Annotated in this window: 28 protein-coding genes; 19 read left to right on the top strand and 9 right to left on the bottom strand. The window is 64.1% G+C overall.

Translation table 11 applies throughout. The annotated features are described in order from the left end of the window. Positions 1 to 139 precede the first annotated feature (139 nt). Complete coding sequence (locus tag HPO_RS09330; protein ID WP_035597482.1) at positions 140 to 1027, top strand: DUF3108 domain-containing protein; 888 nt, start codon at positions 140 to 142, stop codon at positions 1025 to 1027. Between the two features lie 14 nt (positions 1028 to 1041). Here HPO_RS09330 and HPO_RS09325 read toward each other — a convergent pair whose 3' ends face one another. Continuing rightward, positions 1042 to 2106 (bottom strand): RluA family pseudouridine synthase, encoded by a 1065-nt coding sequence (locus HPO_RS09325; protein ID WP_241767892.1) that lies wholly within the window; start codon positions 2104 to 2106, stop codon positions 1042 to 1044. A gap of 58 nt (positions 2107 to 2164) precedes the next feature. Between HPO_RS09325 and HPO_RS09320 the strand changes: the two genes are divergently transcribed. Next, the gene (locus tag HPO_RS09320) at positions 2165 to 3850 is read left to right on the top strand and encodes an alkaline phosphatase D family protein (RefSeq protein WP_035597479.1); all 1686 of its coding nucleotides are present in this window, start codon (positions 2165 to 2167) and stop codon (positions 3848 to 3850) included. A gap of 2 nt (positions 3851 to 3852) precedes the next feature. Here the strand turns inward: HPO_RS09320 and HPO_RS09315 are convergent, their stop codons facing one another. From HPO_RS09315 to HPO_RS09305, 3 genes are all read right to left on the bottom strand, one after another. Further along, positions 3853 to 4611, bottom strand: a complete 759-nt coding sequence (locus tag HPO_RS09315) for an SDR family NAD(P)-dependent oxidoreductase (RefSeq protein WP_035597477.1) — start codon at positions 4609 to 4611, stop codon at positions 3853 to 3855. Between the two features lie 106 nt (positions 4612 to 4717). Then, the gene (locus tag HPO_RS20260) at positions 4718 to 4885 is read right to left on the bottom strand and encodes a YdcH family protein (protein WP_084324251.1); all 168 of its coding nucleotides are present in this window, start codon (positions 4883 to 4885) and stop codon (positions 4718 to 4720) included. A 102-nt stretch (positions 4886 to 4987) separates the two neighbouring features. After that, positions 4988 to 5674 (bottom strand): GGDEF domain-containing protein, encoded by a 687-nt coding sequence (locus HPO_RS09305; RefSeq protein ID WP_051612484.1) that lies wholly within the window; start codon positions 5672 to 5674, stop codon positions 4988 to 4990. A 133-nt stretch (positions 5675 to 5807) separates the two neighbouring features. Between HPO_RS09305 and purE the strand changes: the two genes are divergently transcribed. The 7 genes from purE to HPO_RS09270 all read left to right on the top strand — a co-directional run bounded on the left by purE (position 5808) and on the right by HPO_RS09270 (position 12672). Beyond that, complete coding sequence (gene purE / locus HPO_RS09300) at positions 5808 to 6302, top strand: 5-(carboxyamino)imidazole ribonucleotide mutase (RefSeq protein ID WP_035597473.1); 495 nt, start codon at positions 5808 to 5810, stop codon at positions 6300 to 6302. Then, entirely contained in the window at positions 6299 to 7378 is a 1080-nt protein-coding gene (locus tag HPO_RS09295) for a 5-(carboxyamino)imidazole ribonucleotide synthase (protein ID WP_035597470.1), read from the top strand. Before purE ends, HPO_RS09295 begins: the two co-directional genes overlap by 4 nt. A gap of 4 nt (positions 7379 to 7382) precedes the next feature. Then, positions 7383 to 8138 carry a creatininase family protein gene (locus tag HPO_RS09290; protein ID WP_035597468.1) on the top strand — a complete coding sequence of 252 codons (756 nt, stop codon included), beginning with the start codon at positions 7383 to 7385 and terminating at the stop codon, positions 8136 to 8138. A gap of 97 nt (positions 8139 to 8235) precedes the next feature. Next, the gene (locus HPO_RS09285) at positions 8236 to 8967 is read left to right on the top strand and encodes an ABC transporter ATP-binding protein (protein ID WP_035597465.1); all 732 of its coding nucleotides are present in this window, start codon (positions 8236 to 8238) and stop codon (positions 8965 to 8967) included. Then, positions 8964 to 9722, top strand: coding sequence for an ABC transporter permease subunit (locus HPO_RS09280; RefSeq protein ID WP_241767891.1), 759 nt, complete (start codon positions 8964 to 8966; stop codon positions 9720 to 9722). The genes HPO_RS09285 and HPO_RS09280 overlap by 4 nt, the downstream gene beginning before the upstream one ends. 2 nt (positions 9723 to 9724) lie before the next feature. After that, a complete protein-coding gene (locus HPO_RS09275; protein WP_035597462.1) occupies positions 9725 to 11620 on the top strand; it encodes a GldG family protein in 1896 nt (631 codons plus the stop codon). Then, positions 11617 to 12672, top strand: a complete 1056-nt coding sequence (locus HPO_RS09270; protein ID WP_035597459.1) for a DUF4340 domain-containing protein — start codon at positions 11617 to 11619, stop codon at positions 12670 to 12672. The genes HPO_RS09275 and HPO_RS09270 overlap by 4 nt, the downstream gene beginning before the upstream one ends. On the opposite strand, the gene HPO_RS19735 is transcribed toward HPO_RS09270, so the two are convergent. Both HPO_RS19735 and acnA read right to left on the bottom strand, forming a co-directional pair. Next, positions 12673 to 13323: a DUF1223 domain-containing protein gene (locus HPO_RS19735; RefSeq protein ID WP_051612483.1), complete on the bottom strand. Its 651-nt coding sequence runs from the start codon at positions 13321 to 13323 to the stop codon at positions 12673 to 12675. Positions 13324 to 13427: 104 nt separating this feature from the next. After that, positions 13428 to 16193: an aconitate hydratase AcnA gene (gene acnA / locus HPO_RS09260; RefSeq protein WP_035597456.1), complete on the bottom strand. Its 2766-nt coding sequence runs from the start codon at positions 16191 to 16193 to the stop codon at positions 13428 to 13430. Positions 16194 to 16364: 171 nt separating this feature from the next. Between acnA and ccmA the strand changes: the two genes are divergently transcribed. Genes ccmA through HPO_RS09240 form a run of 5 tightly spaced genes read left to right on the top strand, consistent with a single transcriptional unit; the run spans position 16365 to position 19044 of the window. Continuing rightward, positions 16365 to 16946: a heme ABC exporter ATP-binding protein CcmA gene (gene ccmA / locus HPO_RS09255; RefSeq protein WP_051612482.1), complete on the top strand. Its 582-nt coding sequence runs from the start codon at positions 16365 to 16367 to the stop codon at positions 16944 to 16946. Beyond that, positions 16943 to 17608, top strand: a complete 666-nt coding sequence (gene ccmB / locus HPO_RS09250) for a heme exporter protein CcmB (RefSeq protein WP_035597454.1) — start codon at positions 16943 to 16945, stop codon at positions 17606 to 17608. Before ccmA ends, ccmB begins: the two co-directional genes overlap by 4 nt. A 23-nt stretch (positions 17609 to 17631) precedes the next feature. Then, a complete protein-coding gene (ccmC, locus tag HPO_RS09245) occupies positions 17632 to 18360 on the top strand; it encodes a heme ABC transporter permease CcmC (protein WP_035597452.1) in 729 nt (242 codons plus the stop codon). Between the two features lie 4 nt (positions 18361 to 18364). After that, complete coding sequence (locus HPO_RS20510; RefSeq protein ID WP_114106842.1) at positions 18365 to 18523, top strand: heme exporter protein CcmD; 159 nt, start codon at positions 18365 to 18367, stop codon at positions 18521 to 18523. Continuing rightward, the gene (locus tag HPO_RS09240; RefSeq protein ID WP_035597449.1) at positions 18520 to 19044 is read left to right on the top strand and encodes a redoxin family protein; all 525 of its coding nucleotides are present in this window, start codon (positions 18520 to 18522) and stop codon (positions 19042 to 19044) included. The genes HPO_RS20510 and HPO_RS09240 overlap by 4 nt, the downstream gene beginning before the upstream one ends. Positions 19045 to 19066: 22 nt before the next feature. Here HPO_RS09240 and HPO_RS09235 read toward each other — a convergent pair whose 3' ends face one another. Continuing rightward, positions 19067 to 19690, bottom strand: a complete 624-nt coding sequence (locus HPO_RS09235; RefSeq protein WP_035597446.1) for a MarR family winged helix-turn-helix transcriptional regulator — start codon at positions 19688 to 19690, stop codon at positions 19067 to 19069. Between the two features lie 148 nt (positions 19691 to 19838). Between HPO_RS09235 and HPO_RS09230 the strand changes: the two genes are divergently transcribed. Beyond that, on the top strand, positions 19839 to 20390 hold the full coding sequence (locus HPO_RS09230) for an NUDIX hydrolase (protein WP_051612481.1): 552 nt from the start codon (positions 19839 to 19841) through the stop codon (positions 20388 to 20390). Between the two features lie 42 nt (positions 20391 to 20432). On the opposite strand, the gene HPO_RS09225 is transcribed toward HPO_RS09230, so the two are convergent. Further along, positions 20433 to 21179 carry an inner membrane-spanning protein YciB gene (locus tag HPO_RS09225; protein ID WP_233349207.1) on the bottom strand — a complete coding sequence of 249 codons (747 nt, stop codon included), beginning with the start codon at positions 21177 to 21179 and terminating at the stop codon, positions 20433 to 20435. Between the two features lie 70 nt (positions 21180 to 21249). After that, positions 21250 to 22110: a DMT family transporter gene (locus HPO_RS09220; protein ID WP_035597443.1), complete on the bottom strand. Its 861-nt coding sequence runs from the start codon at positions 22108 to 22110 to the stop codon at positions 21250 to 21252. A gap of 316 nt (positions 22111 to 22426) precedes the next feature. On the opposite strand from HPO_RS09220, the gene HPO_RS09215 reads away from it, so the two are divergent. The 4 genes from HPO_RS09215 (at position 22427) to HPO_RS09200 (ending at position 25981) form a co-directional block, all read left to right on the top strand. Then, on the top strand, positions 22427 to 23287 hold the full coding sequence (locus HPO_RS09215; protein WP_051612480.1) for an MFS transporter: 861 nt from the start codon (positions 22427 to 22429) through the stop codon (positions 23285 to 23287). A gap of 166 nt (positions 23288 to 23453) precedes the next feature. Then, positions 23454 to 25193, top strand: a complete 1740-nt coding sequence (locus HPO_RS09210; protein ID WP_035597440.1) for an N-acyl-D-amino-acid deacylase family protein — start codon at positions 23454 to 23456, stop codon at positions 25191 to 25193. A gap of 153 nt (positions 25194 to 25346) precedes the next feature. Next, on the top strand, positions 25347 to 25754 hold the full coding sequence (locus HPO_RS09205) for a hypothetical protein (RefSeq protein WP_051612479.1): 408 nt from the start codon (positions 25347 to 25349) through the stop codon (positions 25752 to 25754). Positions 25755 to 25765: 11 nt separating this feature from the next. Next, positions 25766 to 25981, top strand: coding sequence for a helix-turn-helix transcriptional regulator (locus HPO_RS09200; RefSeq protein WP_035597438.1), 216 nt, complete (start codon positions 25766 to 25768; stop codon positions 25979 to 25981).

Below are 25981 nucleotides of genomic sequence, written 5' to 3'. Positions count from 1 at the left end.
CACTTTATGTCAGTGGGCGAGGCCTGAAGAATGCGGCATCTTGGGGGCCGGTTCGTTCAGGCGGCGTTGGGACAAGGCGACTATATATACCCGCTCAGCAGGCGTTTGCGCCCGCCCGACCAGAAGGATCGACCCTCCCATGAAGCGCCTCCTCCTTGCCGCCGCTGCGACATTTGCCCTTGCCGGCCTCTCCACAGCCGATACGGCCCCCGCCGCGCCGAAAACCAATCTCCTGGCCAATGTGAAGGCGGGCGAGCCCATGCGCATGGTGTATGAGCTGGACGCTCGGGCAATGATCCTGATCATCCCCGCCACCGGCCGGGCGAGTTTCGATGTGGAACTGAAGCCGAACACCTACACGATCAAATCCAAGGTGCGCACGACGGGCCTGGCCGATGTGTTCGTCAATTATAACATGGAGCTGGCTTCTTCCGGCTTTGTCCGCGCCAAGGAATTGAAGACCTCCGGCTATGTCTCGCAGAACCGCGACGGGAAAAAGAACCGCCGCGTGGAACTGTCGATGAAGAAGGACGGCTTCACCATGACGGCCAATCCGCGCTTTGGCGATCTGGGCGACCCGGCCGCGACGCAGGAACAGGCGATCCTGGCGAATGACCCGCTGACCGCGCTGATCACCTTCGCGCTGGAGCCGCGCGCCAAGGGCGCCGATCCGTGCGGCGGGCCGATCCGCGTGTTCGACGGCAAGCAGCTGACCTATCTGCATCTGGAGAACAAGGGCACCGCGAACGTGAAAAGCCCGGCCTGGAGCGGCCAGGCCATTGAATGCCATGTGACCATGGACAAGATCGCCGGCTACAAGGCGGGCGAAGTGAACAAGGACACGCTGACCGGTATTGATGGCCCGCTGCGCATGTATCTGGCGCCGCTGGAAAACGGCAGCCATGTGCCGGTGCGGATCGTTGCCGACACCGACAGGATCGGCAAGGTGACCCTGCAGGCCCGCACGCTGCGGTTTGAACCGCTGCAGACGGCCTCTGCGCAGGCCGGCGCAGGCGGCGCGCCATAGGCTCTCCGCCTGCCTTAATCCACCGGCAGCTTTCTTAGCGCGCTGACCAGCCCGGCCATGTCTTCCGGAAGGGGCTGCTCAAAGCGGAGGGTTTCGCCCGTGATCGGGTGGACGAAGCCGAGCACGGCGGCGTGCAGCGCCTGGCGCGGAAAGGCCCGCGCCGCCGCAAGCGCGGCGTCATAGTCTGCCTCAGGCGCCGCAGGTGATTTCCACGCCATGATGCCGGACTGGCGGCCATAGACCGGATCACCGATGAGCGGGGCGCCGACATGCGTCATGTGGACCCGGATCTGATGCGTGCGCCCGGTTTCGAGGCGGCACTCAATCATCGCGGCGGCGGGAAGGCGCGTGGCGCGGTCTTTATAGCCATAGGTTTCGATGGCCCGGTAATGGGTGACCGCATGGCGGGCGGCGGGGCTGTCGGGGTTCTTGTGAACCGACATTTTCTTGCGGTCATTTTCAGAGCGCGCGATGGGGGCATCGATGGTGCCCGACAGGGGCCGCGGAGCGCCGCGCGTGATGGCGCGGTAGAGCCGGTCGATGTCGTGCCGCTCGAACAGGGCGGCAAGGCCGGTATGGGCCGCTTCTGTCTTGGCAGCGACCATGACGCCGCTGGTCAGCTTGTCGAGCCGGTGGACAATGCCGGGCCGCTCCACCCCGCCAATGCCGGAAAGCTGACCTTTGCAATGATAAAGAAGGGCGTTGACCAGCGTGCCGCTTTCGCTGCCGGGCGCGGGATGAACGGCGAGGCCCGCCGGCTTGTTGAGGATCAGCAGGTGAGCGTCCTCGAACAGGATGTCCAGCGGGATATTTTCCGGCTGGGGCGTCGCGGGCACCGGCGGGGGCAGCGCCACGGCATAGACCAGGCCCGCCTTTACCGGCGCGCGGGGATTTGTTTCCACGACGCCGCCAACCGAGACCGCGCCTTCCTCGATCAGGGCTTTGGCCCGGGAACGGGAAATGCCCTCGGCGCGGGCGCCCAGGAACGCATCGAGGCGCTGGCCGGCATCGGCTGCCTCAGAAGTAATCACAATCGTGCTCATCGCCGCCTTATAGACGAAGCTTTCAGCGCGCGTCATGCTGGTGTCGCAAATTCGCGCCATGAGAGCGCCACGCAACTGGGGAGTTCCAGACAAGATGACACAGGTTACACGGCGCGGCCTGCTGGGCGGCGCAGCATTGGGTACGGTGGCTTTGGCCGCCTGCGGCCAGACGGGCCCGCAAACGTATAAGGGCGAGGTGGCCTTCCAGCACGGGGTTGCCTCTGGCGATCCCCTGCCCGACAGGATCATCCTCTGGACGCGCGTGACGCCCCTTTCGGGCGCCGGCGCCATCCCCGTGCGCTGGGAAGTGCTGCGTGCGGGCCAGGAAAGCCCGGTTGCCGCCGGTGTCACCGAAGCAAGCGAAGCGCGCGACTATTGCGTGAAGGTGGACGCCGCCGGCCTGCAGCCGGGGTCGGACTATACCTACCGCTTCACCGCACTGACCGATCATGGCGATGTGGTTTCCCCCACCGGGCGTCTGCGCACACCGGCCGCCAGCGGAACAAGCGCGGTGAACCTTGCCGTGGTTTCCTGTTCCAACTGGCAGTTCGGCCTGTTCAACGCCTACAAGGCACTGGCCGCCGAACCCAACCTCGACGTGATCGTGCATCTGGGCGATTATATCTACGAATACGGTATCGACGGATATGGCGGCGATATTGCTGCCAAGCTGGACCGGATGCATGAACCGTCCACGGAGATTGTGACCCTGGCCGACTATCGCCAGCGTCATGCTCAGTACAAGACCGATCCCAACCTGCAGGCGGCCCATGCCGCTGTGCCCTGGATCTGCACCTGGGACGACCATGAAAGCGCCAATGACGCCTACCGCACCGGCGCGCAGAACCATAACCCGGAGGATGGCGAAGGCGAGTGGAGCGACCGGAAAATGGCCGCGGTGCAGGCCTATTTCGAATGGATGCCTATCCGCGACATCAAGCCCGGAGAGATCACATCGGCAGCCTGGCGCAGCTTCCGCTTTGGCGATGTGGCAACGATGCACGCCCTGGAAACGCGCCTGACGGGGCGTTCGGAAAGCCTGAGCTGGGCGAGCGCACTGGGCAACGCCGCTTCGCCGCTGGAAGCGGGCGGCAAGGCACGCGAACTGCTGCAGACCGCCGCCGATCCGGCCCGCACGATGCTGGGCGCCGAGCAGGAAAGCTGGCTGGATACGGAGCTTTCCAAATCCGTTTCATCCGGCGCTGCCTGGCAGGTTCTTGCCAATCAGGTGATCATGGCGCGCGTGGCATTGCCCAATTTCACCCAAACGCTGACACCCGAACAGGTGGCCGCACAGGACATGCCCGAGGTGCGCGCTTTCCTCGCCTTTACCGCGCTGGGCCTGCCCTGGAACCTGGATGCGTGGGACGGCTACCCGGCTGCGCGCGAGCGTCTTTACCAGAGCGCAGCAGCGGCCAATGCCCGGCTCGTGACGCTGGCAGGTGATACGCATACGGCCTATGCCAACGAACTTTACGATGCATCCGGCGCGCGGCGCGGGGTAGAGTTTGGCTGCACATCCATCTCCTCCCCCGGCATGGGCGCGTATGTGAAGAACGTGCCAGACCTCGGCCAGCAGATTGCCGATGCCAACCAGGAAGTGGTGTGGCATGATCCCTTCGGCCATGGCTACACGCTGGTGACGCTGACGCCGTCTACGGCGCGGGCGGTGTTCCGCAAGGTGTCGGACATCTATACCGAGACCTTCAGCACAGAGACGGTTGCGAGCTTTGAGGCCGTGGCAGAGGCCGGCGGCGTCTCGCCGCTGAAAACTCTCTAGCGCTAGTCCAGCACGCCCGAAAGCGTGGCGCGGCCGCCATCCATGATCAGGCTTTGCCCGGTCATGAAGGCCGCGTCCCGCGAGGCGAGGAAAAAGGCCGCGCCGGCGATCTCATCGGCGAGCACCGCGCGGCCAAGCGGCACACGCCCGAGCGACCAGGGCGTTGCCCGCTCCTCGCTGGGGCGGAGGGACACAATCGCATTCACGCGGATGGCATGTTCGGCAAGCTCCAGCGCGCCGGCCCGCATGACGCCCTGCACGGCAGCCTGGGCGACCGTATCGGTGAAACGGCCCGGCATGGAGGCCTGCGCGGCATAGCGCAGAACGAAGGTGACCGAGCCCTTCTGGCGTTTGCGCTCGACCCCGGTTTCAGGGAGATCTTCCTGTTCCAGCAGGCGCTCTGCCACGACCCGCAGGGCCAGCGCCGCGCCACGGGCGGACCTGCCGAGCGCTTTTTCGAACTTCTCCTGGGCAAGATCGAGCAACGTGTCGGGGTCTTCATAGGGGGGCACGATGACGGCATGATCTATCCGGCCGAACGCCTCGATTGCGGCGGTGACGGCGTTGCGCAGGCCGAGCTTGGTCGACAGATCGCCATGATAGAACTCGATCGCTTCATCGAGCGTGTCGCGGGCGGCCTCGATCCGCTCCAGTGACGGATCTGCGACCAGAACCCGGTGGCCTTCATCTTCGAAGCGGCGGGCGATTGCCTCTCCGGTTTCACGGCCAAGGCCAAGAACAAGGGTTACAGGCTGAGCCATGGTTCAGGCGGCCATGGGGATAGAAAGGCTGGATTGGGTGGAGGGCATGTGTCCCGTTCCTTTTGAGGCCCTGCGGCCCCCCAGGAACGGGACTGCCGGGATAGGGCTAGCTGACTTTGAGGTGTCGCAGCTGCTCCTTAATCCTGAGTTTCTGTCGCTTCAAATCCTTGAGGACCAGGCCATCGGCAGAGGGGCGTTTCTGTTCGGTGGAAATCTGTTCGTCCAGATTGCGGTGCTTTGCAGCAAGTTCACTGATGCGACCGTTGAGCGACATAGGCAGTCTCCTTTACGTCTCCGGTCCGGTTTGACCGGTGATGCAAGAATGCCACACACGTGTAGGTGAGTCATGGGTAGAACCACGTATCTTGCCGCATTTTCACCTTAATGTGCGCCCTTCGCCCTTCCGGCGCGCTTTTTCGGCAAACATTGCCTGATCTGCTCGCGCAATGAGCGCCGCCGGGCTTTGGCCCGCGCTCCATTCGACCGCGCCGCAGGACGCTCCGATCTGGACCGGAGGCAGAGACGAGCCCTCCTCCCCCCGCACTTCCAGCGCATCGATTGCGCCGGCGAGCTGGGCGGCCTTGCGGCGGCTGTCCTCAAGGCTGGCATGGGCCAGCACGATGCCGAACTCATCTCCGCCGAGGCGGCCGACAATGTCTGTCTCCCGTGTGCGGGCCAGCAGAATGTCAGACACTTTCAGAAGCACGCTGTCCCCAGCGGCATGGCCATAGACATCGTTAACCGTCTTGAAGTTGTCCAGATCGATGAAAATCAGGGTCAGCGGCGTCTGGAACCGGCCGGAAAGCGCGATTTCGCGGCGCACTTCCCGCTCGAAGGCGCGGCGGTTGAAGACCGGGCAGAGCGCGTCATTGTCGGCCAGCAGGGCGGCGTCGGCCAGGCTTGCCCGCAGCGTATCGGCCTCTTCGCGCAGGGCGATCACTTCTTCGGCAAGCGCCTCGATGGCGGCGCGGGCGCGCAGGTCCAGCCGCGCCAGATCAACCCCGAGTGCATCGATCAGGGCACGCTTTTCGGCATCAGTCAGCGGGGGCAGCTCTGTCGGCATCTGTTAACACTAACCCTGTTCGCAGCGCTTGTAGAGGAGATCTGTATTCCCCGCCGCTGGTTTCCCCTCACAGGACCGGTTGACCAGAGGCCGCGCATACTTATGGTGCGCGCTTTCCAGCGGCGAGGCAGGCATGGACAAGGCGCGCTCCCCGGTTGTGGGCATCATCATGGGCAGCCAGTCTGACTGGCCAGTGATGCGCGAGGCCGCGAAGATTCTCGAGGATATGGGCGTCGCCTTCGAGGCGAAGATCGTTTCGGCGCACCGCACCCCCCAGAGGCTGGTCGAGTATGCCACCACGGCGAAAGAGCGCGGCCTGAAGGTGATCATCGCCGGCGCAGGCGGGGCGGCCCACCTGCCCGGCATGGCCGCCTCGATGACGCCGCTGCCGGTGCTGGGCGTGCCGGTTCAATCCAAAGCCCTCAAAGGTCTCGATAGCCTGCTTTCCATCGTGCAAATGCCCAAGGGCGTTCCGGTGGGGACGCTGGCGATTGGCGAGGCCGGGGCGGCCAATGCCGGGATTCTCGCAGCCTCGATCATTGCTCTGGAAGACACGGGCGTGGCGGCAAAGCTCGACGCTTTCCGCGCGGCGCAGACGGCAGCGGTGAAAGAGGTTCCCGAGGAATGAGCCCGCTTCGCCCCGGCGCGACGATCGGGATATTGGGCGGCGGGCAGCTTGGCCGGATGATGGCGAGCGCCGCAGCGCAACTCGGTTTCGATGTTCTGATCTATTCTCCCGAGGATGACCCGCCGGCCGGCCGGGTGGCGGCCGGCGCCTTGCAGGCAGACTGGGATGACGCCGACGCGCTCACCGAATTTGCCGCCGCCTGTGATGTCGTCACGCTGGAATTCGAGAATGTGCCAGTGGCGAGCGCCGAGATCATCGAGCGGGCGGGCAAGCGCGTACTGCCGGGGGCAAAATCGCTGTCGGTGTCGCAGGATCGCCTCACCGAGAAGACCTTTCTCAACGCGCATGGCATCCCGACCGCGCCCTTCCGGCAGATTGATGCGGCGGGCGACATTCCCGCCGCGCTGGCGGAGCTCGGCGGCAAAGGCGTGCTGAAGACGCGCCGCGAAGGCTATGACGGCAAGGGGCAGGCGTGGGTACATGACGCTGCCGAAGCGGACGCCGCCTGGCAGAAGATCGGCGGGGCGCCTGCGATTCTGGAAGGCGCCATTGCCTTCCAGTGTGAAATCTCCGTGCTGGTGGCGCGCAGCCTGACCGGCGAGACGACGAGCTGGGCGCCGCCGCGCAATGAACATGAGAACGGCATCCTTTCCCGCTCCACCGTACCTTCTGGCCTCGCGCGGTCTGTGGAGGACGAAGCGCGCGCCAAGGCGATGCATCTGGCCGAAGCGCTGGGCCATGTGGGCGTGCTGGCGCTGGAATTCTTTGTGCTGCCGGATGGCACGCTGCTGGCCAACGAATTTGCCCCGCGCGTGCACAATTCCGGCCACTGGACGCCGGAAGCCTGCCAGACTGGCCAGTTCGAGCAGCATATCCGCGCCGTGGCCGGCTGGCCGCTGGGCGATACAAGGCGCCTGTTTGATGCGGAAATGCTGAACCTGATCGGGGACGCAGGCCTTGTGGACCCGCAAACGCTCGGAAAGAATGATATTCTGACCCTCTACGGCAAGCGTGAGGCCCGGCCCGGACGCAAGATGGGCCATATCACCCGCCGGCTTGCCCCGCGAAAGGACTAGTCTCATGCGCCTTCCCGTTTCCACCTGGCCCGACATCGAAGCCTGGCTGAAGAAATCGAAAACCATCGTCATCCCCATCGGCTCGTTCGAGCAGCATGGGCCCAACGGCTTTATCGGCACCGATGCTCTGTGCCCGGAAATCATCGCCAACCATGCCGAGAGCCTGGCGCCGGACGATATTCTTGTGGGGCCGACCTTCAATGTCGGCTGCGCGCAGCATCACCTTGGCTTTACCGGCACGATCACCCTGCGCCCTTCAACCATGATCGCCGTGATGACGGATTGGACCGAGAGCCTGATGCGGCATGGCTTTGAGCGGATCTACTGGCTGAACGGGCATGGCGGCAACATTGCCACCATCGAGGCGGCCTTCTCCGAAATCCATGCCCGCCGCAGCTTTGACCCGCGCGGGGAGACCAACCGCCCCGGCCTCAGCCTGAAACGCCGCGACTGGTGGGACTTCAAGGAAGTGATGGGCATCTGCAACGAGCTTTACCCCGTGGGTCATGGCAGCCACGCCACGCCGTCTGAGGTCTCCGTCACCTATTGGGGATACCCCGAGCGCGAGCGCAGCAAGACCGCGATGAGCCCGAAGATTGCGCCCTCGGGCACGATTGGCGACGCCATCCAGTATCGCCGCGACTTCCCCGATGGCCGGATCGGCTCGGACCCCACGCAATCGAGCGTCGAAGATGGCGGAAAGATTGTCGCGGTGGCGGCCAAATGCGTGATCGAAGAGGTCGCGCGGTTTTCTGCCTGACCCTTCTGACATGAAACGCCCGTAATCTCTGAGGGTTCGGCTTTGACCTTGGAGCGACGCCCGCTATCACGGGGGCACGCTGAAGCGCGGGACATTCATGCTGGACGTCAGATCGCTCGAAAAAGCCTATGGGACCAAGCAGGCCGTGCGCGGCATATCCTTTGCCGTGGAGAAGGGCACCGTGCTGGGCTTTCTGGGGCCGAACGGGGCGGGCAAATCCACCACGATGCGGATGATTGCCGGGGTGCTGGAGCCGGATGTGGGCGATGTGCTGATCGACGGGAAATCCATCATTTCCGAGCGCCGCGCCGCGCAGGCCGCCCTCGGATACCTGCCCGAGGGCGCGCCGCTCTATAATGACATGACGCCGCCGGAGTTTCTCGCTTTCCTCGCCAGCGCCCGGCAGCTCCCAAAAGCGCAGCGCAAGGACGCCATTGAGCGCACGATTGCCGATGCGCGGATTTCCGGCGTTCTGGGCCAGCGGATCGGCGCGCTCTCCAAAGGCTATCGCCGCCGGGTGGGCCTTGCAGGCGCCATTCTGCACGACCCGCCCGTGCTGGTGCTGGACGAGCCGACCGATGGCCTCGACCCCAACCAGAAACGCGCCGTGCGCGCGCTGATCGCCCGGATGGCGCCCACCAAGGCGATCATCATCTCCACCCACACACTGACCGAAGTGCCCGCGATGTGTCACCGCGCGGTGCTGGTCAGCCGGGGGCGGATCGTGGCCGATGACACGCCCGCAGGCCTGGCCAAGCGCAGCGATGACGGCACGCTGGAAAGCGCCTTTGCCCGCCTGACCGATCAGGTGGAGGAGGAAACGCTGTGATCAGCGCCGTCCGCCAACAGATGAGCGGGTTTACCGCAACATATCGCCGTGAGCTGAATGCGTATTTCGCAACGCCCATGGCCTATGTGTTTCTCGCCGTGTTCCTGCTGGCACTGGGCCTTTTCACCTGGGAAGCCGCGCGCTTCTTCGATTCCGGGGTGGCCGATCTTCAGCCCTTCTTTGCCTGGCACCCCTGGCTCTACATGATCTTCCTGCCCGCCCTTGCCATGCGCCTCTGGGCCGATGAGCGCGCGGCGGGCACGGATGAACTGCTTCTCTCCCTGCCACTCGGCCTGCCGGGGCTGGTTCTGGGGAAACTCTGCGCGGCCTGGACGGTGGCGGGCACGGGCCTTTTGCTCACCCTGCCGATGTGGATCTCCGTGAACTATCTCGGCAATCCGGACAATGCCGCCATCGCGCTCACCTATTTCGTCAGCTTCCTGATGGCTGGGGCGTATCTTTCCATCGGCGCGGCGGTCTCCGCGCTGACGGGCAGCCAGGTGACGGCGTTCGTGATTTCCGTGGTCGTCGCTTTCATCTTTACGGCGGCGGGCTGGCCGCTGGTGCTCTCAACCGTGCAAACGCTATTCGGCACCGGCTTTGCCGATCTCATCGCGCGCTTTTCCTTCATCACCCAGTTTGAAAGCGCCCAGCGCGGCGTGCTGGAACTGCGCGTCGTGGCCTATTTCCTGGGCTTTACTGCCACCTTTGCCTTCCTTAACGGCCTCTGGGCGTCGCGCCGGAGGCTTGGCTAGGTATGCAGGCGCGGCGCTATATTCTGGTCATGACGCTGCTGGCAGGCGTGATCCTGCTGGCGGGGAACATTGCCGCGCAGAAGCTGCTGGCCGGCGCGCGCCTCGATTTTACCGAAGGCAAGCTCTACACGCTGTCGGATGCCACGCGGGTGACGCTGCGCGATCTGGCCGAGCCGGTGGAGCTTACTTACGTCTATTCCCGCCGCGTGGGGCAGGATTATCCGGCGATCCAGGCCCATGCGGCCCGTGTACGCGAGCTGCTGGCAACCTACGCCGCCGAATCGGGCGGCAATGTCCGCGTGCGGGAGATTGACCCCAAACCCTTCTCCGAGGCCGAGGATGAAGCCCTCGCCGCCGGCATCAGCGCCATTCCTGCCGCGGGGAGCGATCCGCTCTATTTCGGCATCATAGGCCGCAACACGATCGACGACCTGCGCCTCATCCCTTTCCTCGCGCCCGAGCGCGAGACGACGCTGGAATATGACCTTACCCGGATGATTGCCCGGCTGGACAATCCCACGCCGCCGAAAGTCGGCATCCTCAGCTCGCTGCCTGGCATGCGCGCGCTGAACGCTGAAAGCGGCTATGTGGTGTTACAGGATATCGGGCGCAGCTTCACGGTGGAGCAGATCCCGGAGGATTTCCACTCCCTGCCGGAGATGGACGTGCTGCTGGTGGCCCATCCGGGGCCGCTGACGGTCCGGCAGGAATGGCTGATCGACCAGTTCGTGCTGCGCAACGGGCGCGCCATTTTCGTGGTGGATCCCGCCGCCAAGACGGCGCTTTCCGGAGCCATGTTTTCGGCGACAGACTCCCTCGCCCGCTCCGGCCTCGGGCGGCTGGGGGCGGCCTGGGGCGTGGAACTGGCGCCGCAAGCGGTGGCCGATGCGGCCAATGCGCTGACCGTACCGGTGGACTCCTTCGGCGGGCGTATCGAGGAGATGGCCCACCCCCTGTTCGTGGGCGTGCCAGCTGAAACGATGAGCCGGGAAGATCCGATCACGGCAGACCTGATGCGCGTGATCAATTTCGGCGCCCCCGGCGCGTTGATCGTGAATGACTTGCCGGCAGGCGAGACCTTCGCGCCGCTGATCACTACGGGGCCCAGCCCTTCCTATATCGATCCCGCCCGCGCGGCGCGCGATATGGGCCCGAACGAAGTGTTGCAGAGCTATATGACCGAGCCCGCGCCGCTGGTGATTGCCGCGCGCCTTTCGGGAAACCTCTCCACTGCCTTTCCCGATGGCCCGCCGCCGATGGATCAGCCTGCTGACCCGGCCGAGGCGGAAGCCGCCCGCGCCGAGGCGGCAAACCTGCCGCCCCACATCGCCGCCAGCCAGACGCCGGCCGAGATGGTGCTGATCGCCGACGCGGATTTCCTGGCAGATGATTTCTATGTTGTGCCGGGCAGTGGCATGGTGGTGGCGGACAATGGCGCCCTGCTGCTCAATGCGCTCGACGCGCTGGCTGGGCGGGGCGAGCTTTCCCGGCTGCGGTCCCGCGCAGCGAGCCTGCGGCCGATGGACCGTATAGATACGATGCGGGACGCTGCCGAAGCGCAATATTTCCGCCAGCAGTCTGCCCTGGAATCGCGCCTCTCCACGGCGCAGGCACGCCTGGCGGAGCTTCAGTCCGCTGCCTCCGGAGACGGCTTCTTTGCGGGCGATCCGGAAGCGGAGCTGACCGAGGACGAACGCCGCGAGCTGGCCACCCTGCGCGAGGATATCCTCTCCATCCGGGCAAGCCTGCGCGATATTGAACGGGATTATCGCCGCGACATCGACCAGCTGGAATCAACGCTCAAGGCCATCAATATCTGGGGCGGGCCGCTGCTGGTAACGCTGGCCGGCATTCTCGTCTGGCGGCGGCAGACCAAGCGGCGGAGGGGCAAGGCATGACCGCCGGGCGCAGCCAGCAACGCACCTTCCGCGTCAGGATCATGGCCGCTCTGGCGGGCGGGCTGGCTGTGGCGGCAATCGCCAGCCAGTTTATCGGCAGCGCCCCTGCGCCCCGCAGCGATCTGCAGGGCCAGCCTGTTCTGCCCGGCTTTGCCCAGGTGCGCGCAGACGCAAGAGAGATTCGCGTGACCCTGGCGGATGAAAGCTACACCCTGTTTGCCACGCCGGGCGGCTGGCGCCTGTCGGGTACGGACGGATACCCCATCCGCGCCGACCGGCTGAACGAGCTGGCAGGCGGGCTGGAAACGCTGGTATGGGACGCGCCGCGCACGCGCGATCCGGCCAAGATGAACGCCATCGGCCTGGGCGATCCGCGCGACGGCGGGAATGGCGCGCTGGTGGAAGTGATCGGCCCGGATGGGGAGGTTGAAGCCTCCCTGCTGACCGGGCGCAAGGACGAGCATATCTATGTGCGCCGCCCCGGCGAGATGCAGGCCTATCGCGTAACCGGCACCCTGCCCCCGCTCTATTCCGCGCAGGCCTGGCTGGACCTCGACATCATCGACCTGAACGGCGATGCTGTCGCCGCCGTGCGCCTGACCGACGCGACGGGCGCCTCCCTTTATCTTCAGCGCACGATCGGATCGAGCGACCGGGCGTTCGTTCCCGCGCCGCCCTATCAGGATTATCAGCTGGTCAATCGCCTGGTGACGACCGGCCCCGCCCTGGCGCTGACACGGCTGCAGCCGGTGGGCGTGCGTCCGGCAAGCGCCCTGCGGACGCGGCCCGTGGGCACGCATATTACCCAGACGCATGACGGGCTGGAGGTGGAAGTGCGCCCCTATCGGGAAGCAGACGGCTTCTTCATCACCCTGCGCGCCATAGAAGCGGGCGAAGGAGCCCATCGCGCAGCCGCCATCAATGAACGCGCCAGAGGCTGGGCTTTCCAGATTTCTCAGATCGACTGGATGGATTTTGCGCCCGCCATTGCGTCCATCGCGCAGCCGCCCGGCGGAGAAGCGCCGGACGAAGCGGCGCCTGAAGAAGACTGATCAGCGCACGTCCATGACGGCGAGAACAGGGCCGAAACCGGCCTCCTGAACGATCAGCATACAGCCGGATTCGCAGGCTGGCAGCTCGATATCCGCGCGCCCGCCGAGCCAGGGCCCGATCTGCCGGACGGATGTGACCGGGTTGGGCATCTTGGTCTCGTTGTCCTCATCCTTGAGGTAGGCGACCCACCAGAGATCAGTGAGGCTGGTGGTTTCACCCTTCAGGGACACCTTACCGGTCTTGCGAACGATACGGATGCCGGATTCGGGCTGGGCGAGCGCCTCTTCCAGAGCCGCGTCGACCTTGCTGGACTTGTTGCCCGGCGCCTGTTTCACGCCGTTGAACACCGCCTGAGGCGTATAGGGCCCGCGCAGCGAAAAGCGTTCGACATAGCCGCGCTGACGGTCTTTCGATTCCGGCAGCGCCATCTTTTCCTTGCTGCCGAGATAATCCCAGTAGTCGACCGGCCAGGTCAGCACGCCAACATCGTCGCGCTGAGCTTCCAGCTCGTCCATCGCCTTGTAGGCCGCCGGGCAGGAGCGGCAGTTCTTGGAGGCAAAAAGCTCCACCAGAACCGGGCCCTCAGCATAAGCCAGCGGCGCTGCAAAGGCAGCGGCAAGGGAGGAAAACAGGATAGCCAGTCGCTTCATCACAACTCGCTTATATGCTCTGGGGCAAAATGCCGACAGTCACAGCCGCGTGAGAGGCTGCAAAAACCCCGCCACAGGCGATCTGTGGCGGGATTTTCAAAGTCTTACGAGGCGCGGGCAAGGTTGCGCAGCACATAGTGCAGCACGCCGCCATGCTTGACGTAATCGACCTCGATCTCGGTATCGATCCGGCATTTGATCTGGATCGTCTTCACCGTGCCGTCGGCATAGGTGATCTGGCAGGGCACCATGGAAAGCGGGCGGATGTCGTTGCCGAGGCCTTCGATGTCGAAGACTTCGGTGCCCTTGAGGCCGAGCGACTTGCGGTTGTCGCCGCCGGTGAACTCGAACGGGATGACGCCCATGCCGACGAGGTTGGAGCGGTGGATCCGCTCGAAGCTCTCGGCGATCACGGCTTTGACGCCAAGCAGGTTTGTGCCCTTGGCCGCCCAGTCACGGCTGGAGCCGGCGCCGTATTCGATGCCGCCGATGACGACCAGCGGAACGCCCCGGTCGATCCAGGCCATGGCCGCGTCATAGATTGAAGTCTGCTCGCCATCCGGGCCGAGAGTGTAGCCACCCTCAACGCCGTCGAGCATCTCGTTCTTGATACGGATGTTGGCAAAGGTGCCGCGCATCATGATTTCATGGTTGCCGCGGCGCGAGCCGTAGGAGTTGAAATCCTTCACCGGAACCTGACGCTCGGTGAGGTATTTGCCTGCCGGGCTGTTGGCCTTGAACGAACCGGCCGGAGAGATGTGGTCGGTGGTGATCATGTCGCCCAGAAGCGCCAGCACGCGGGCACCCTTGATCGGGTTGATGTCGCCCTTCTCTGGCGACATGCCGCGGAAGTAAGGCGGGTTCTGGATATAGGTCGAGCTGACCGGCCAGTCATAGGTTTCCGCGTCGGTGGTTTTGACGCCCTGCCATTTCGTGTCGCCTTTGAACACGTCAGCATATTTGGAGATGAACATCTCGCGGGTGACGACAGCATGGACCATGTCGGCGATCTCTTTGGTCGTCGGCCAGATGTCCTTGAGATAGACCGGCTGGCCGTCTTTCGACGTACCGATCGGATCCCTGGTGATGTCGATGTTCATGTCACCGGCGATGGCATAGGCGACGACCAGCGGCGGCGAGGCGAGATAGTTGGCGCGCACGTCGGGGCTGATACGGCCCTCGAAGTTGCGGTTACCCGACAGCACCGAAACCGCCACGAGATCATTCTCGTTGATCGATTTGGAGATTTCCGGGGCCAGCGGGCCGGAGTTGCCGATACAGGTGGTGCAGCCATAGCCGACCAGGTTGAACCCGATGGCGTCGAGATCTTCCTGCAGGCCAGCGGCGTTGAGGTATTCGGAAACGACCTGCGATCCGGGCGCCAGCGAGGTTTTCACCCAGGGCTTGCGGGTAAGACCCAGCGCGCGGGCCTTCCGGGCGACGAGGCCAGCGCCGATCAGCACATAGGGGTTCGACGTGTTGGTGCAGGAGGTGATCGAGGCGATGACCACAGAGCCGTCGCGCAGCTTGTAGTCCTGCCCTTCGACGGCGCCTTCATTGGCGCCGGGCGCGTCGCCGGGGATGGTTTTCGGGGCAGGCGCGCCGCCTTCTTCCGTCATGTCCGACTTCTGCTGCTGCGGGGCGACGGCAGGCTTGCGGATGCCTTCGATATATTCGCCGAAGACCTTGGCAGCCGCGTCGAGCGCGACGTGATCCTGCGGGCGTTTCGGGCCGGAAATGGCCGGCACGACATCGCCGAGATCGAGGTGCAGCGTCGAGGTGTAGACCGGCGCATAATCGGCGCCGCGCCAGAAGCCGTTCTGTTTGGCGTAAGCTTCCACGAGGGCGATACGGTCTTCCTCGCGGCCGGTCTGGCGGAGATAGCGGATCGTTTCGTCATCAATCGGGAAGAAGCCGCAGGTGGCGCCATATTCCGGGGCCATGTTGGCGATGGTGGCGCGGTCAGCGAGCGGCATGTTGTCGAGGCCGGCGCCGTAGAATTCGACGAACTTGTTCACAACGCCGTGCTTGCGGAGCATCTGCACCACTTTCAGCACGAGGTCGGTCGCCGTGACGCCTTCTTTCAGCGCGCCGGTGATCTTGAAACCGACGACTTCCGGGATCAGCATCGAAACCGGCTGGCCGAGCATGGCCGCCTCAGCTTCGATCCCGCCGACGCCCCAGCCGAGAACGGCGAGGCCGTTGACCATCGTGGTGTGGCTGTCGGTGCCCACCAGCGTATCGGGATAGGCGAGGATGGAGCCGTCGGTGTCGGTATCGGTCCACACTGTCTGGGCGAGGTATTCGAGGTTCACCTGGTGGCAGATGCCGGTGCCGGGCGGAACAACGCGGAAATTGTTGAACGCCTTCTGACCCCATTTGAGGAAGGTGTAGCGCTCCATGTTGCGCTCATATTCCAGATCGACGTTGGCCTGGAAGGCGCGCGGGGTGCCGAACTCGTCGATCATCACCGAGTGGTCGATCACGAGATCCACCGGGACCAGCGGGTTGATCTTCTTGGCGCTGCCGCCGAGGCCCATGATGCCGTCGCGCATCGCCGCCAGGTCGACCACGGCGGGAACGCCGGTGAAGTCCTGCATCAGCACGCGGGCCGGGCGATAGGCGATCTCGCGGGGGTTCTGGCCGCCCTTGTCGGCCCATTCGCCGAAGGCGCGGATGTCGTCTTCAACAACCGTCAGGCCGTCTTCAAACCGCAGCATGTTCTCCAAGAGAACCTTCAGCGAGGCGGGCAGGCGCGAAACATCGCCCAGGCCTGCATTCTTCGCCGCCGCTTCCAGTGAGTAGTAAGTGTACGTCTTGCCAGCTGCTGTGAGCGTGCTTTTCGATTTAAAGCTGTCCTTTGACGGCATGTCCGACCCTTGCCTCCTGGTAAAGGGCCTCACGGCTGGAGGCCCGCTTTCGTCGCTGCGGCCCTCATATAGGCCCTGCCCTTCCGGCGCAATTGGGACAAAGGGTCAATGCGTTAATAGCGGCGCAAGGCCCCGTTTTCAGGCGGAGGCGAACAGGCTAAGCCTGCGCCGGTGACAAGCTCGACCGCGCCCCTGATTCAAGCCAGCGGCCTCGCTATCCTGCGGGGGGAGCGGGCGCTGTTCCGCGGCGTTGGCCTGACCCTATCCCCCGGCGAGGCCATCGTGCTGCGCGGCGCCAACGGGGCGGGCAAAACTACACTGCTGCGGATGCTCGCGGGGCTGACCCGGCCCGAAGCGGGGGATATTGCGCGGGCAGCGCCCCATCACTGGATCGGCCACAAGGAAGGCATCAAGCCGCAGGAAACCCCGCGCGGCCACCTTGCCCTCTGGGCGCAGGCCTGGGGATCGAAAGCCGACATCCCTGAAATCCTTGAGAAAATGGCGCTGACACGGGCCGCTGATGTGCCGGGACGCTATCTCTCCGCCGGGCAGCGGCGGCGCACGGCATTTGGCCGCCTGCTGCTGGAGGACCGGCCCATCTGGCTGCTGGATGAGCCTTACACCGCGCTCGACGCGGCCGGCAGAGCGATGCTCGACGCGGTCATTTCCGGACATTTACGGACAAAAGGTGCCCTCATTGCATCCATGCACGACACCGCCGGCTTTCCGGTGACAGCCGAGGTAACGCTTTGAGCGCCGCCCCCATCCTTGCCGCTTTCCGGCAGGCATTCGCCGAAGCCTGGGCCGGGGGCGCGGGCGCGCTGCTGCCCCTTGCCTTTCTCGGGGGCGCAGCTGTGCTGGTGCCCCTGGGTATCGGAAGTGATACGCAGACCCTCAAGGCGGTTGGCCCCGGCATTATCTGGGTAGCCCTTGCCCTGGCGAGCCTGGTGACGCTGGAGCGGATCTTCCAGGCCGATGCCGAGGACGGCACGCTGGACCTCTGGCTGCAGACCGGGGCGCCGATGGCGGCGATTGCGGCGGCCAAGACGCTGGCCCACTGGCTGGCGGCGGGCTTGCCGCTGGCGCTGGCCTCTCCCCTGCTGGCGCTGATGTTTCAGGCCCAGGCGAGCATGGATCTGTTGGTCCACCTTGGCTTTTACACCCTTGGCGGACTTGCCTTTTTCTTCTGGGGCGGGGTGGGCGCGGCGCTTTCAGCCACGGTGCGCCGGGGCGGGCTGCTGATCTCGATCATCGCCCTGCCCCTCTATGTGCCGACCGCCATCTTCGGGGCGCTCGCCATGACCGGGGGCATCGGATCGGACGGCGCGCCGATGCTGCTGGCCGCCTCCACCCTCTTTGCCTGCGCCATTGCGCCCTATGCCATGGCAGCCGCCCTGCGCTTGGCGGCGGACTGAGGGGAGGTTATTGCGTTAGTCCCATGTGGTCTGCCTTCGCCAACCCGCACAAGTTTCTGAAATTCTCCGCCGTGGCGGCGCCCCTCTTCTATGGCGCGGGCGCGCTCTGCATCCTGTGGGGCCTGTGGCAGGGCCTGTGGATCGTGCCGAAAGACGAATATCAGGGCGGCGACATCATGCGCGTGATGTTCATCCATGTGCCCGCCGCCTGGCTGTCGATGGCGAGCTATTCGGGCCTCGCGGTGGCCAGCTTCATCTGGTTCATCTGGCGCCATGAGCTGGCCGACATTGCCGCCAAGGCGATGGCCCCGCTCGGCGCGGTGTGGACGGCGCTGTGCCTGGCCACCGGCTCTGTCTGGGGCAAACCAACTTGGGGAACCTGGTGGCAATGGGACGACGCACGGATGATGTCCGTCCTGTTCCTGCTGTTCCTGTTTCTGGGATACATGGCCCTGCGCGCCTCGATGGATTCGCGCCAGAAGGCAGCCCGCGCCGGGGCAATCCTGGCCATGGTGGGCGCCATCAATGTGCCGTTGATCAAATTCTCCGTGGACCTCTTCACCTCGCTGCACCAGCCTGCCAGCGTGATCACGGCCGACGGGCCGAAGATGGCAGCGGTTTACCTTACCCCGCTTCTGGTATCCGGCCTTGGCCATGCCCTGCTGTTTGGCGGGCTGGTGATGACGCATATGCGGACGGAGATCCGTCAGCGGCGGATTGCGCGGCTCACCGCCAGCGCATTGGAGGGCTGAACAGATGCCGGAATTTGACAAGAACGCCGCTTATATCTGGGCCTGCTATCTGATCGGCGCGCTGATGATTGGCGCAGCCTGCCTTCAGGCCTGGCTGGCGGCGCGGGCGGCCAGGAAACGCCTCGACGCCCTGGTGGCCAATGACGAGGATCTGCGGGCATGAACCGCTGGCTCTACGCCCTGCCGGTGGCGGCTCTGGTGGTGGTGGCCGGGTTTGGCGGCTGGCAGATGATGCGGCCCTCCAAGGGTGAGTTCGAGCGGATTTCACGGGCCGCGCCTGAACATGTCTTTCCGCTGATGAATGAAAGCGGCGAGATTTCCTTTGCCCCTCCCCCCGGCGGGCAGCCGGTGGTGGTGAACCTGTTTGCCAGCTGGTGCGCCCCCTGCGAGGCCGAGCACAAGTACCTTGTGGCGCTGGGCGAGAAGCATCCCGGCCAAGTTTACGGCGTTCTCTACAAGGACAAGGTGGCTGACGGGGCGAAATTCCTGGAGCGGCTGGGCAATCCCTACACCCAGGTGGCGCTGGACCCGGAGGGACGCGGCGGGCTGGATTTCGGCCTGACGGGCGTTCCGGAGACGTTCGTGATCTCTGCCGAGGGCGAGATCATCCTGCATATCGGCGGGCCGCTGGACGAAGCGCTGACCCAAAAAGTAAGCGGGGCGCTTGGGGCGCCCCGCTCATGACCTTCTGACGAAGGAAGAAGGCTTACTTCTTCTTCGCAGCAGCTTTCTTGGCAACCGGGGCCTTCTTCACGGCGACCGGAGCTTTTTTCACTTCAGCCTTGGCAGCCTTTTTCTTGGCAGGCGCTTTCTTGGCTTTCGGCGCAGCGGCTTTGACAGCTTTCGGGGCTTTGGCAGCCTTCGGAGCTTTCGGTGCCTTCGGCGCGACCGGAGCAGCTTCTTTCTTCTCGGCGTCGTCGACGAGGCCGGTCAGACCTTGCAGCAGGGCGTCCTGCTTGGCTTTGGCCAGGGTGGAGAAGAGTGCGTCGTCAGCTTTGGTGACAGCCGGGAGAGCCTTGTCATAGGCCTTCTTGCCTTTTGCCGTCAGGCTGACGGATTTGGCGCGGGCGTCGGTTTTGGAATCGGCGCGCTTGATGAGGCCAGCGGTTTCCATACGGGCAACCATGTCGGCGAGGGTGGAGCGGTCGATGCCGGTGGCATTGACAAGATCAGACTGGCTGACACCTTCATTGCCCGACAGGGCAGCGAGGACAGAAAACTGACGCAGCGTGACGCCTGCCGATTTCAGAGCAGCTGCCGAATGGTTGGCGGCGATCTGCTGGGCACGGTGCAGGAGGTGGCTGGGCGAAGCGTTGAGATTGAAGCTCATGACTGGGTTCCTTGATTGGTTAGTGTATTGTTAGGTGTCCGGGGAGGACGGGACTGGGAAAGGGGCCGATCCGTGTTCCGGGGCGTTAACAAGAGCCCCGTAGGCGGATCAAACACATTCTCCATATAGGCGACAGGATAAAGATTGGATGACTGATCAATTGCCAACTCCTTTCCAGAACACAGATTTTCGCCTTGATGTGCCAGATGGGGACGATCGAGAGCGGAGAATCTGCAATCGCTGTAATTTTATTGATTACGTGAATCCTAAGATTGTAGCCGGATCGGTCGTAATCAAGGACGACCTTATCCTCATCTGTAGGCGTGCAATCGAACCCCGCAAGGGCTTCTGGACCCTTCCGGCCGGATTCATGGAAGAAGGAGAGAGCGTGGAAGACGCCGCGCGGCGCGAAGCCCGCGAGGAGGCGATGGCCGAAATCGAGCTTGAAGGCATTCTCGGCGTCTATTCCGTGCCCCGCATTTCGCAGGTTCAGATCATGTTCCGCGCGAAACTATTGTCAGACATCGCGCCAGGACCGGAAAGCGAAGAGGTGAAACTCGTCCGATGGTCCGAGATCCCCTGGTCGCAGATGGCCTTTCCGACCGCTGTATGGGCTCTGACGCATTTTGCCCAGACCCGGCATATGAAGATATTCCCGCCATTTGGTAACCCGCCGGGTACGGATAAGGTGACGCGGTAGACTGCGGCAGCCTGTCTCAGGCGGGTTCACTGCTGCAAAGCGTCAGGCCGTTTCGGGGGGCGCTTCGTCGGTGCGCAGGTGCTTCAGCGTGTAAGGCGTATTCAGTGCGCCGAAGAGGAAGACGATCACCATGTTGCCGAGCTTCCAGTTTGCCCAGACATCTTCGGCATTCTTCGCGCCGAATGTCAGGCCAAGGAATTCATAGGTCCCAGCAGGCGCCACCGGAATGCCGGCGAGCACAAGCGGACTTTCAAAACCGGGCGCATAGGTGCGCCAGAGATATTCATTCCAGAAGGCCATGGCGATGAAGAAGAGGCCCCAGCGAATGGCCAGCGTGCGCCAGGCGAAATCCGGAAGATCGAATACTTTTGAAAAGAGCGTCTTCCAGAGGTTCTTCCCGAACAGCAGCGGAATGAAGATCATGCCGGCCATGAAGATCTGCTGGATTGTCGGCTTCACATAGATGAAGGCCTTCTCCTGAAGCAGGATGCCGATGAGACCAAAGCCGCCGACAATGGCGGAGGAAAACACCATCATCTGCGAAACGGGTTTGCGCTCGATGATCTGCTTGCCGAGGAAACCAAGCATCAGGACGATCAACACACCGGTGGCCCAGTAGATGGCTGTATCCTTGTTGATCAGCCCGCCGAGCAGCTCCACGCGGCGAAACACATTGTATGTGAGGATGAAGCCGATCACGGGGATGAAATCGCCCCAGATCTGATTTGCCTTGCCGGCAGCGGTGCCGATGCCATTGGCGGGCGAAGGGGGCGGGGTCATCTCGGTCATGGCATTCCTTACGCGCGGGAGCAGCTTCCGGTTCAGCTCGCTACCGTCTTCTCATGAATGAAAGGTTCCGTCAGCCTGCCGCCTGCATCAGCACAAGCCCGGCAGCGAGCGTTGCCGCAGCGAAGATGCGCCGTTTGCCAAAACCCTCCTTCAGCAGCCAGGCGCCAAACGCGGCGGCGAAGACCACGGATGTTTCGCGCAGCGCCGTCACCATGGCGGCGTCTGTCAGCGTGTAGGCATAGATCGCCATGCCATAGGAGAGCGAGCCCGCTATGCCGCCGATGGCGCCCGCGCGCGCCTCCTTGCGCAAGCAGGCGACCACCCTGCCCTTCCGCTGCCAGAGGAGGACCAGCGTGACGCCGATCCAGTCGAGCAGGAACAGCCAGACAACAAAAGTCAGCGGCGTTTCCATGGCGCGGGCGGCGCGCGTATCGGCCACCGCATAAAGACCTACCCCGATCGCGGTCATCAGCGCCCAGAAGAGCGCGGCCCGGTCAAGACGGCGCGCCGCTTCGGTCAGGCCCGTCGGCAGGGCAAAGACAAGGATCGAGAGCGAAGCCACCATCAGGCCCGCAATCTGGATGGGCGAGAGGCTTTCGCGCAGCCAGATGGCGGCAAGCACGGCGGTGGCCAGGGGCCCGAGCCCGCGCATCACCGGAAAGACGAGCGAGAGCGCGCCCCGGTGCAGCGCCCGGATGGCGGAGAACTGATAGAACCAGTGCACGACGACTGACACGGCGATCAGCGGCCAGGTTTCCGGCGGCGGCAGCGGCGCAAATGGCAGGAGCGGCAGGACGCTGAGCCCCATGACGATGGCAACGATGGCCCGCGCGGTCAGTACGTCGCCGCCGCGCTTCACCATGACATTGGTGATCGCGACCGTCAGCGCAGAGAGAAGACAGAGAACAACCGGGAGGAGCGAAGCAGACATGCGCGCCCCGATTAGGCGGGTTTGCGGACCGAGGGAAGCCGTGCCGCAGGGACGCGCGAGGCGTTCTTTTGCGGGCCGCCCCGGGCTTTCCTCCTTTGGCGGAGGAACCCGTTCGATTGTGCAGCAAGCGCTCCCAAACAAGCAGAGCGGGAACCTAACGGAGAGCGGAGCGTTACCCTTCGACGATACGTGGCGGGCGTGGGTCATTCACAGGAGGAAACACCCATCATGGGCAAGGGCATTTTACTCTGGTTTCTCGGGGTTCCGATCCCGCTGATCCTTCTCATTCTTCTCATCTTCTAAGGAGGCGCTCATCATGACTGATGCACCTATTCACGCGCCTGCGGGCGCGTCCCCTTCGCGCTGGGAAGGCCCGGCGATTAGCTGGTCCGCCGTCTTTGCCGGCGCCTTTGCCGCGCTTGGGCTGACGATTGTTCTCGTTGTCCTCGGCTCTGCCTTTGGCTTTGGCGCCATGTCGCCCTTTGCCGATGATGGGCTATCGCTGACGACAATCGGCGTGGTCACCATCATCTGGCTGATCTTCATCCAGATCTTCGCTTCGATTGCCGGGGGTTATCTCGCCGGCCGCGTGCGCCGCCGCTGGGCCATCCACCGGGATGAGGTTTTCTTTCGGGACAGTGTACACGGCTTTCTCACCTGGGCCGTGGCAAGCGCGTTCATGTTTGCCATTGCAGGCGTTGCCGCTGCAGGTGGATCGGCGGCAGCCGCTGCCGTGACTACAGCGGCCGTTGCCTCCGAGGAGGACGCCCTCGCGCCCCCGAATGTCATCACCGACCGGCTTTACCGCATCCCTGGTGGCAATCCGATCACGCTGGACGGGGCCCGCGAGCAGGCTGGCCGTCTGGTGATCCGCGCGATTGCAGACGAAGAAGCCGTGACCGCTGAAGACCGCGCCTGGCTTACTGCCGACGTGATCGAGTGGACCGGCATGAGCGACAGCGAGGCTGAAGCCCGCGTGCAGCTGGCTTTCACCGAAATCGCCGAAGCCCGTGAAGCCGCCAAGGACGAGGCCGACGCGGCCCGCGCGGCGAGTGCAACATTGGCCATTGCCACCGCGCTGGCGATGATGATCGGCGCCTTTGTGGCCGCGGGCGCAGCCGTGTTCGGTGGCCGCGAGCGGGACGGTCTGGAAGACCGGCTGATCAGCGCGCCCTGAGACCGCGCAAAATGAGGCACATACCGAGCGGAGCGGCGTCAAAGCCGCTCCGCTCTTTCTTTTTCCCGCGCCTGTTTTGACAGAGGGGGTCGCGGCGTCAGGGTTTGACACCCCCTGTCCTTGAGGCATCCTGAATGAAGATAAAGGCCACCGGAGGACTACGCACATGGCAACCCACGATCTGATCATTCGCGGCGGCACCATCATTGATGGCAGTGGCGGGGCAGCCTTCGAGGGCGATGTGGCCGTTTCCGGCGGTGTTATCACGCAGGTGGGCAAGGTCAGCGGCAAGGGCATCGAAGAGATTGATGCGAAAGGCCAGATCGTCACCCCGGGCTTTGTGGACCTGCACACCCATTATGATGGCCAGGTGACTTGGGGCGAGGCGATCAGCCCGTCTTCCCTGCACGGGGTTACCACCGTTGTGATGGGCAATTGCGGCGTGGGCTTTGCGCCCTGCAAGAGCGAGGATCATGACCGGCTGATCCGCCTGATGGAAGGCGTGGAAGACATCCCCTTCCCCGTTCTGGCACAGGGCCTTCCCTGGACCTGGGAAAGCTTTCCGGACTATCTAGAATTCCTCTCCGCCCGCCGCTTCGACACAGACGTGTGCGCGCAGCTGCCCCATGCTGCGCTGCGCGTATTCGTGATGGGCGACCGGGGCGCAAACCGGGAAGATGCGACCCCGGACGATATTGCCGCCATGGCAAAGCTCGCCAAGGAGGCCGTGATGGCCGGCGCGATGGGCTTTTCCACCTCGCGCACGCTGAACCACCGCACCTCCGACGGCCAGCCGACCCCGACGCTGACAGCCTCTGAAGCCGAACTCACCGGCATCGGCATGGGCCTGGCCGAGGCAGGCCGCGGCGTGCTGCAGTTCGTCTCAGACTTTGACGACCCGCAGAAGGAAGCGGCGATGCTGCGCCGGATCGTCGAGAAGACCGGGCGGCCATTGTCTGTGTCCCTGGCCCAATCGGATGTGGCACCCAATGGCTGGCGACACCTGCTCGGCGCGATTGAGGCGGCGGCCGCAGACGGCGTGCCGATTCGCGCGCAGGTGGCGCCGCGCCCGGTGGGCGTGCTGCTGGGGCTGGAGCTGACGCTGAACCCGTTCAGCGCTCACCCGACCTATCGGGAGATTGCCGATCTTCCGCTGGCAGCGCGTGTGGCCCGTCTGCGCGACCCGGAATTCCGCGCACGCCTTCTGGCCGATGCGCCGCAGACGGACAATCCGTTCCTGAAATCCATGGTCCGCAATTTCGGCAAGATCTTCCAGCTCACCGATCCGGTAAACTATGAGCCGGGCCCGGAAAGCACGCTGGCCGCGATGGCCGAGGCGCGCGGGGTTTCACCTGAAGCCGTGGCGCTGGACCTGATGCTGGAGCGGGAGGGCAGCGGCGTGCTCTACCTGCCTTTCCTCAACTACGCCCAAGGCAGCCTCGATCCGATCCTGGAGATGATGCAGAGCCCGGCCACCCTGCCCGGCCTCTCCGATGGCGGCGCGCATGTCGGCATGATTTGTGACGGCTCGTTCACCTCCACCATGCTGACCCATTGGGTGCGTGACCGGACGAAGGGTCAGAAACTCAGTGTCGAGAGCATCGTACATCGCCAGGCGCGAAAGACCGCCGAATGGATCGGCCTCTGGGACCGGGGCCTGATTGCGCCGGGATACCGCGCGGACCTCAATGTGATTGATCTAGCCAATATGAAGCTGCACCTGCCCAACGTGGTACGCGACCTGCCGGCGGGCGGGCGCCGCCTGATGCAGCGCGCCTCGGGCTATACCGCGACCATCCTTCAGGGCGAGATCACCCACCGCGACGGCGACCCGACCGGCAAGCTGCCCGGCCGCCTCATGCGCGGCGCGCGGGCCGCGCCGGCGAGCGCCATGGCGGCAGAATAGGCCTCCTCGTCCTTTCAGCATTCTGCATGTCCCGGCCGGCCTCGCCGCGCCGGGATTTGTTATGCGCGGAGCTCAAAAAATGTCTGTAAAGGGTCCTTTACAAGACAAGTTTCCTTGTCATATAGACAAGGAAACTTGACATGGAGCTTTCCCGTGACCCAACCCAAAGGCTTTCGTACCGCCAATAAGCGCTACATGCGGATCTTCGTCCCGATGATGGCGCTCTATTGTGTGGCCATCTCCGTTGCCCTCACCTTCATCGACCTCGACACAGCCTCCACCGGCGTGCGCATGGGCGCAGCGGTGGCGATCGCCCTTCCGCTGATCGCCATTCTGATGGCCATCCTGCGGCTGGTCCGGGAGACGGACGAGTACACACGGATGCGGCAATTGCAGGCCCTGTCGGAAGGCGGCGTAATGCTGACCGGGGCCATCTTCATTCTGGGCTTCCTTGAGCGGTTCAACGTGATCCCCGACATTCCCCTCTTCCTGTTTGGACCGGGCTTTTTCTTCTTCTATGGCCTTGCGCATCTTCGCCAATCTCTTGGCAAGACGGTCTGAGGGGCCGGGCCATGGAAAACAATATCCGTGCCCTGAGGGCTGAACGCGGCTGGAGCCAGCAGCAACTGGCTGACCTGCTGGACGTATCCCGCCAATCGGTCAACGCCATCGAGACCGGCAAGTATGACCCTTCCCTGCCACTGGCCTTCGCCATTGCCCGCTTGTTCGAGCGGCATATCGAAGAGATATTTGACGATGGCCGGAGCGTGGCAAAGGCCGCCGAGTAA

This window comes from Hyphomonas polymorpha PS728 (assembly GCF_000685315.1).
Classification (GTDB): domain Bacteria; phylum Pseudomonadota; class Alphaproteobacteria; order Caulobacterales; family Hyphomonadaceae; genus Hyphomonas; species Hyphomonas polymorpha.
Note: the sequence above shows the minus strand (reverse complement) of the source record. Positions and strands in the feature narration are given on the sequence as shown.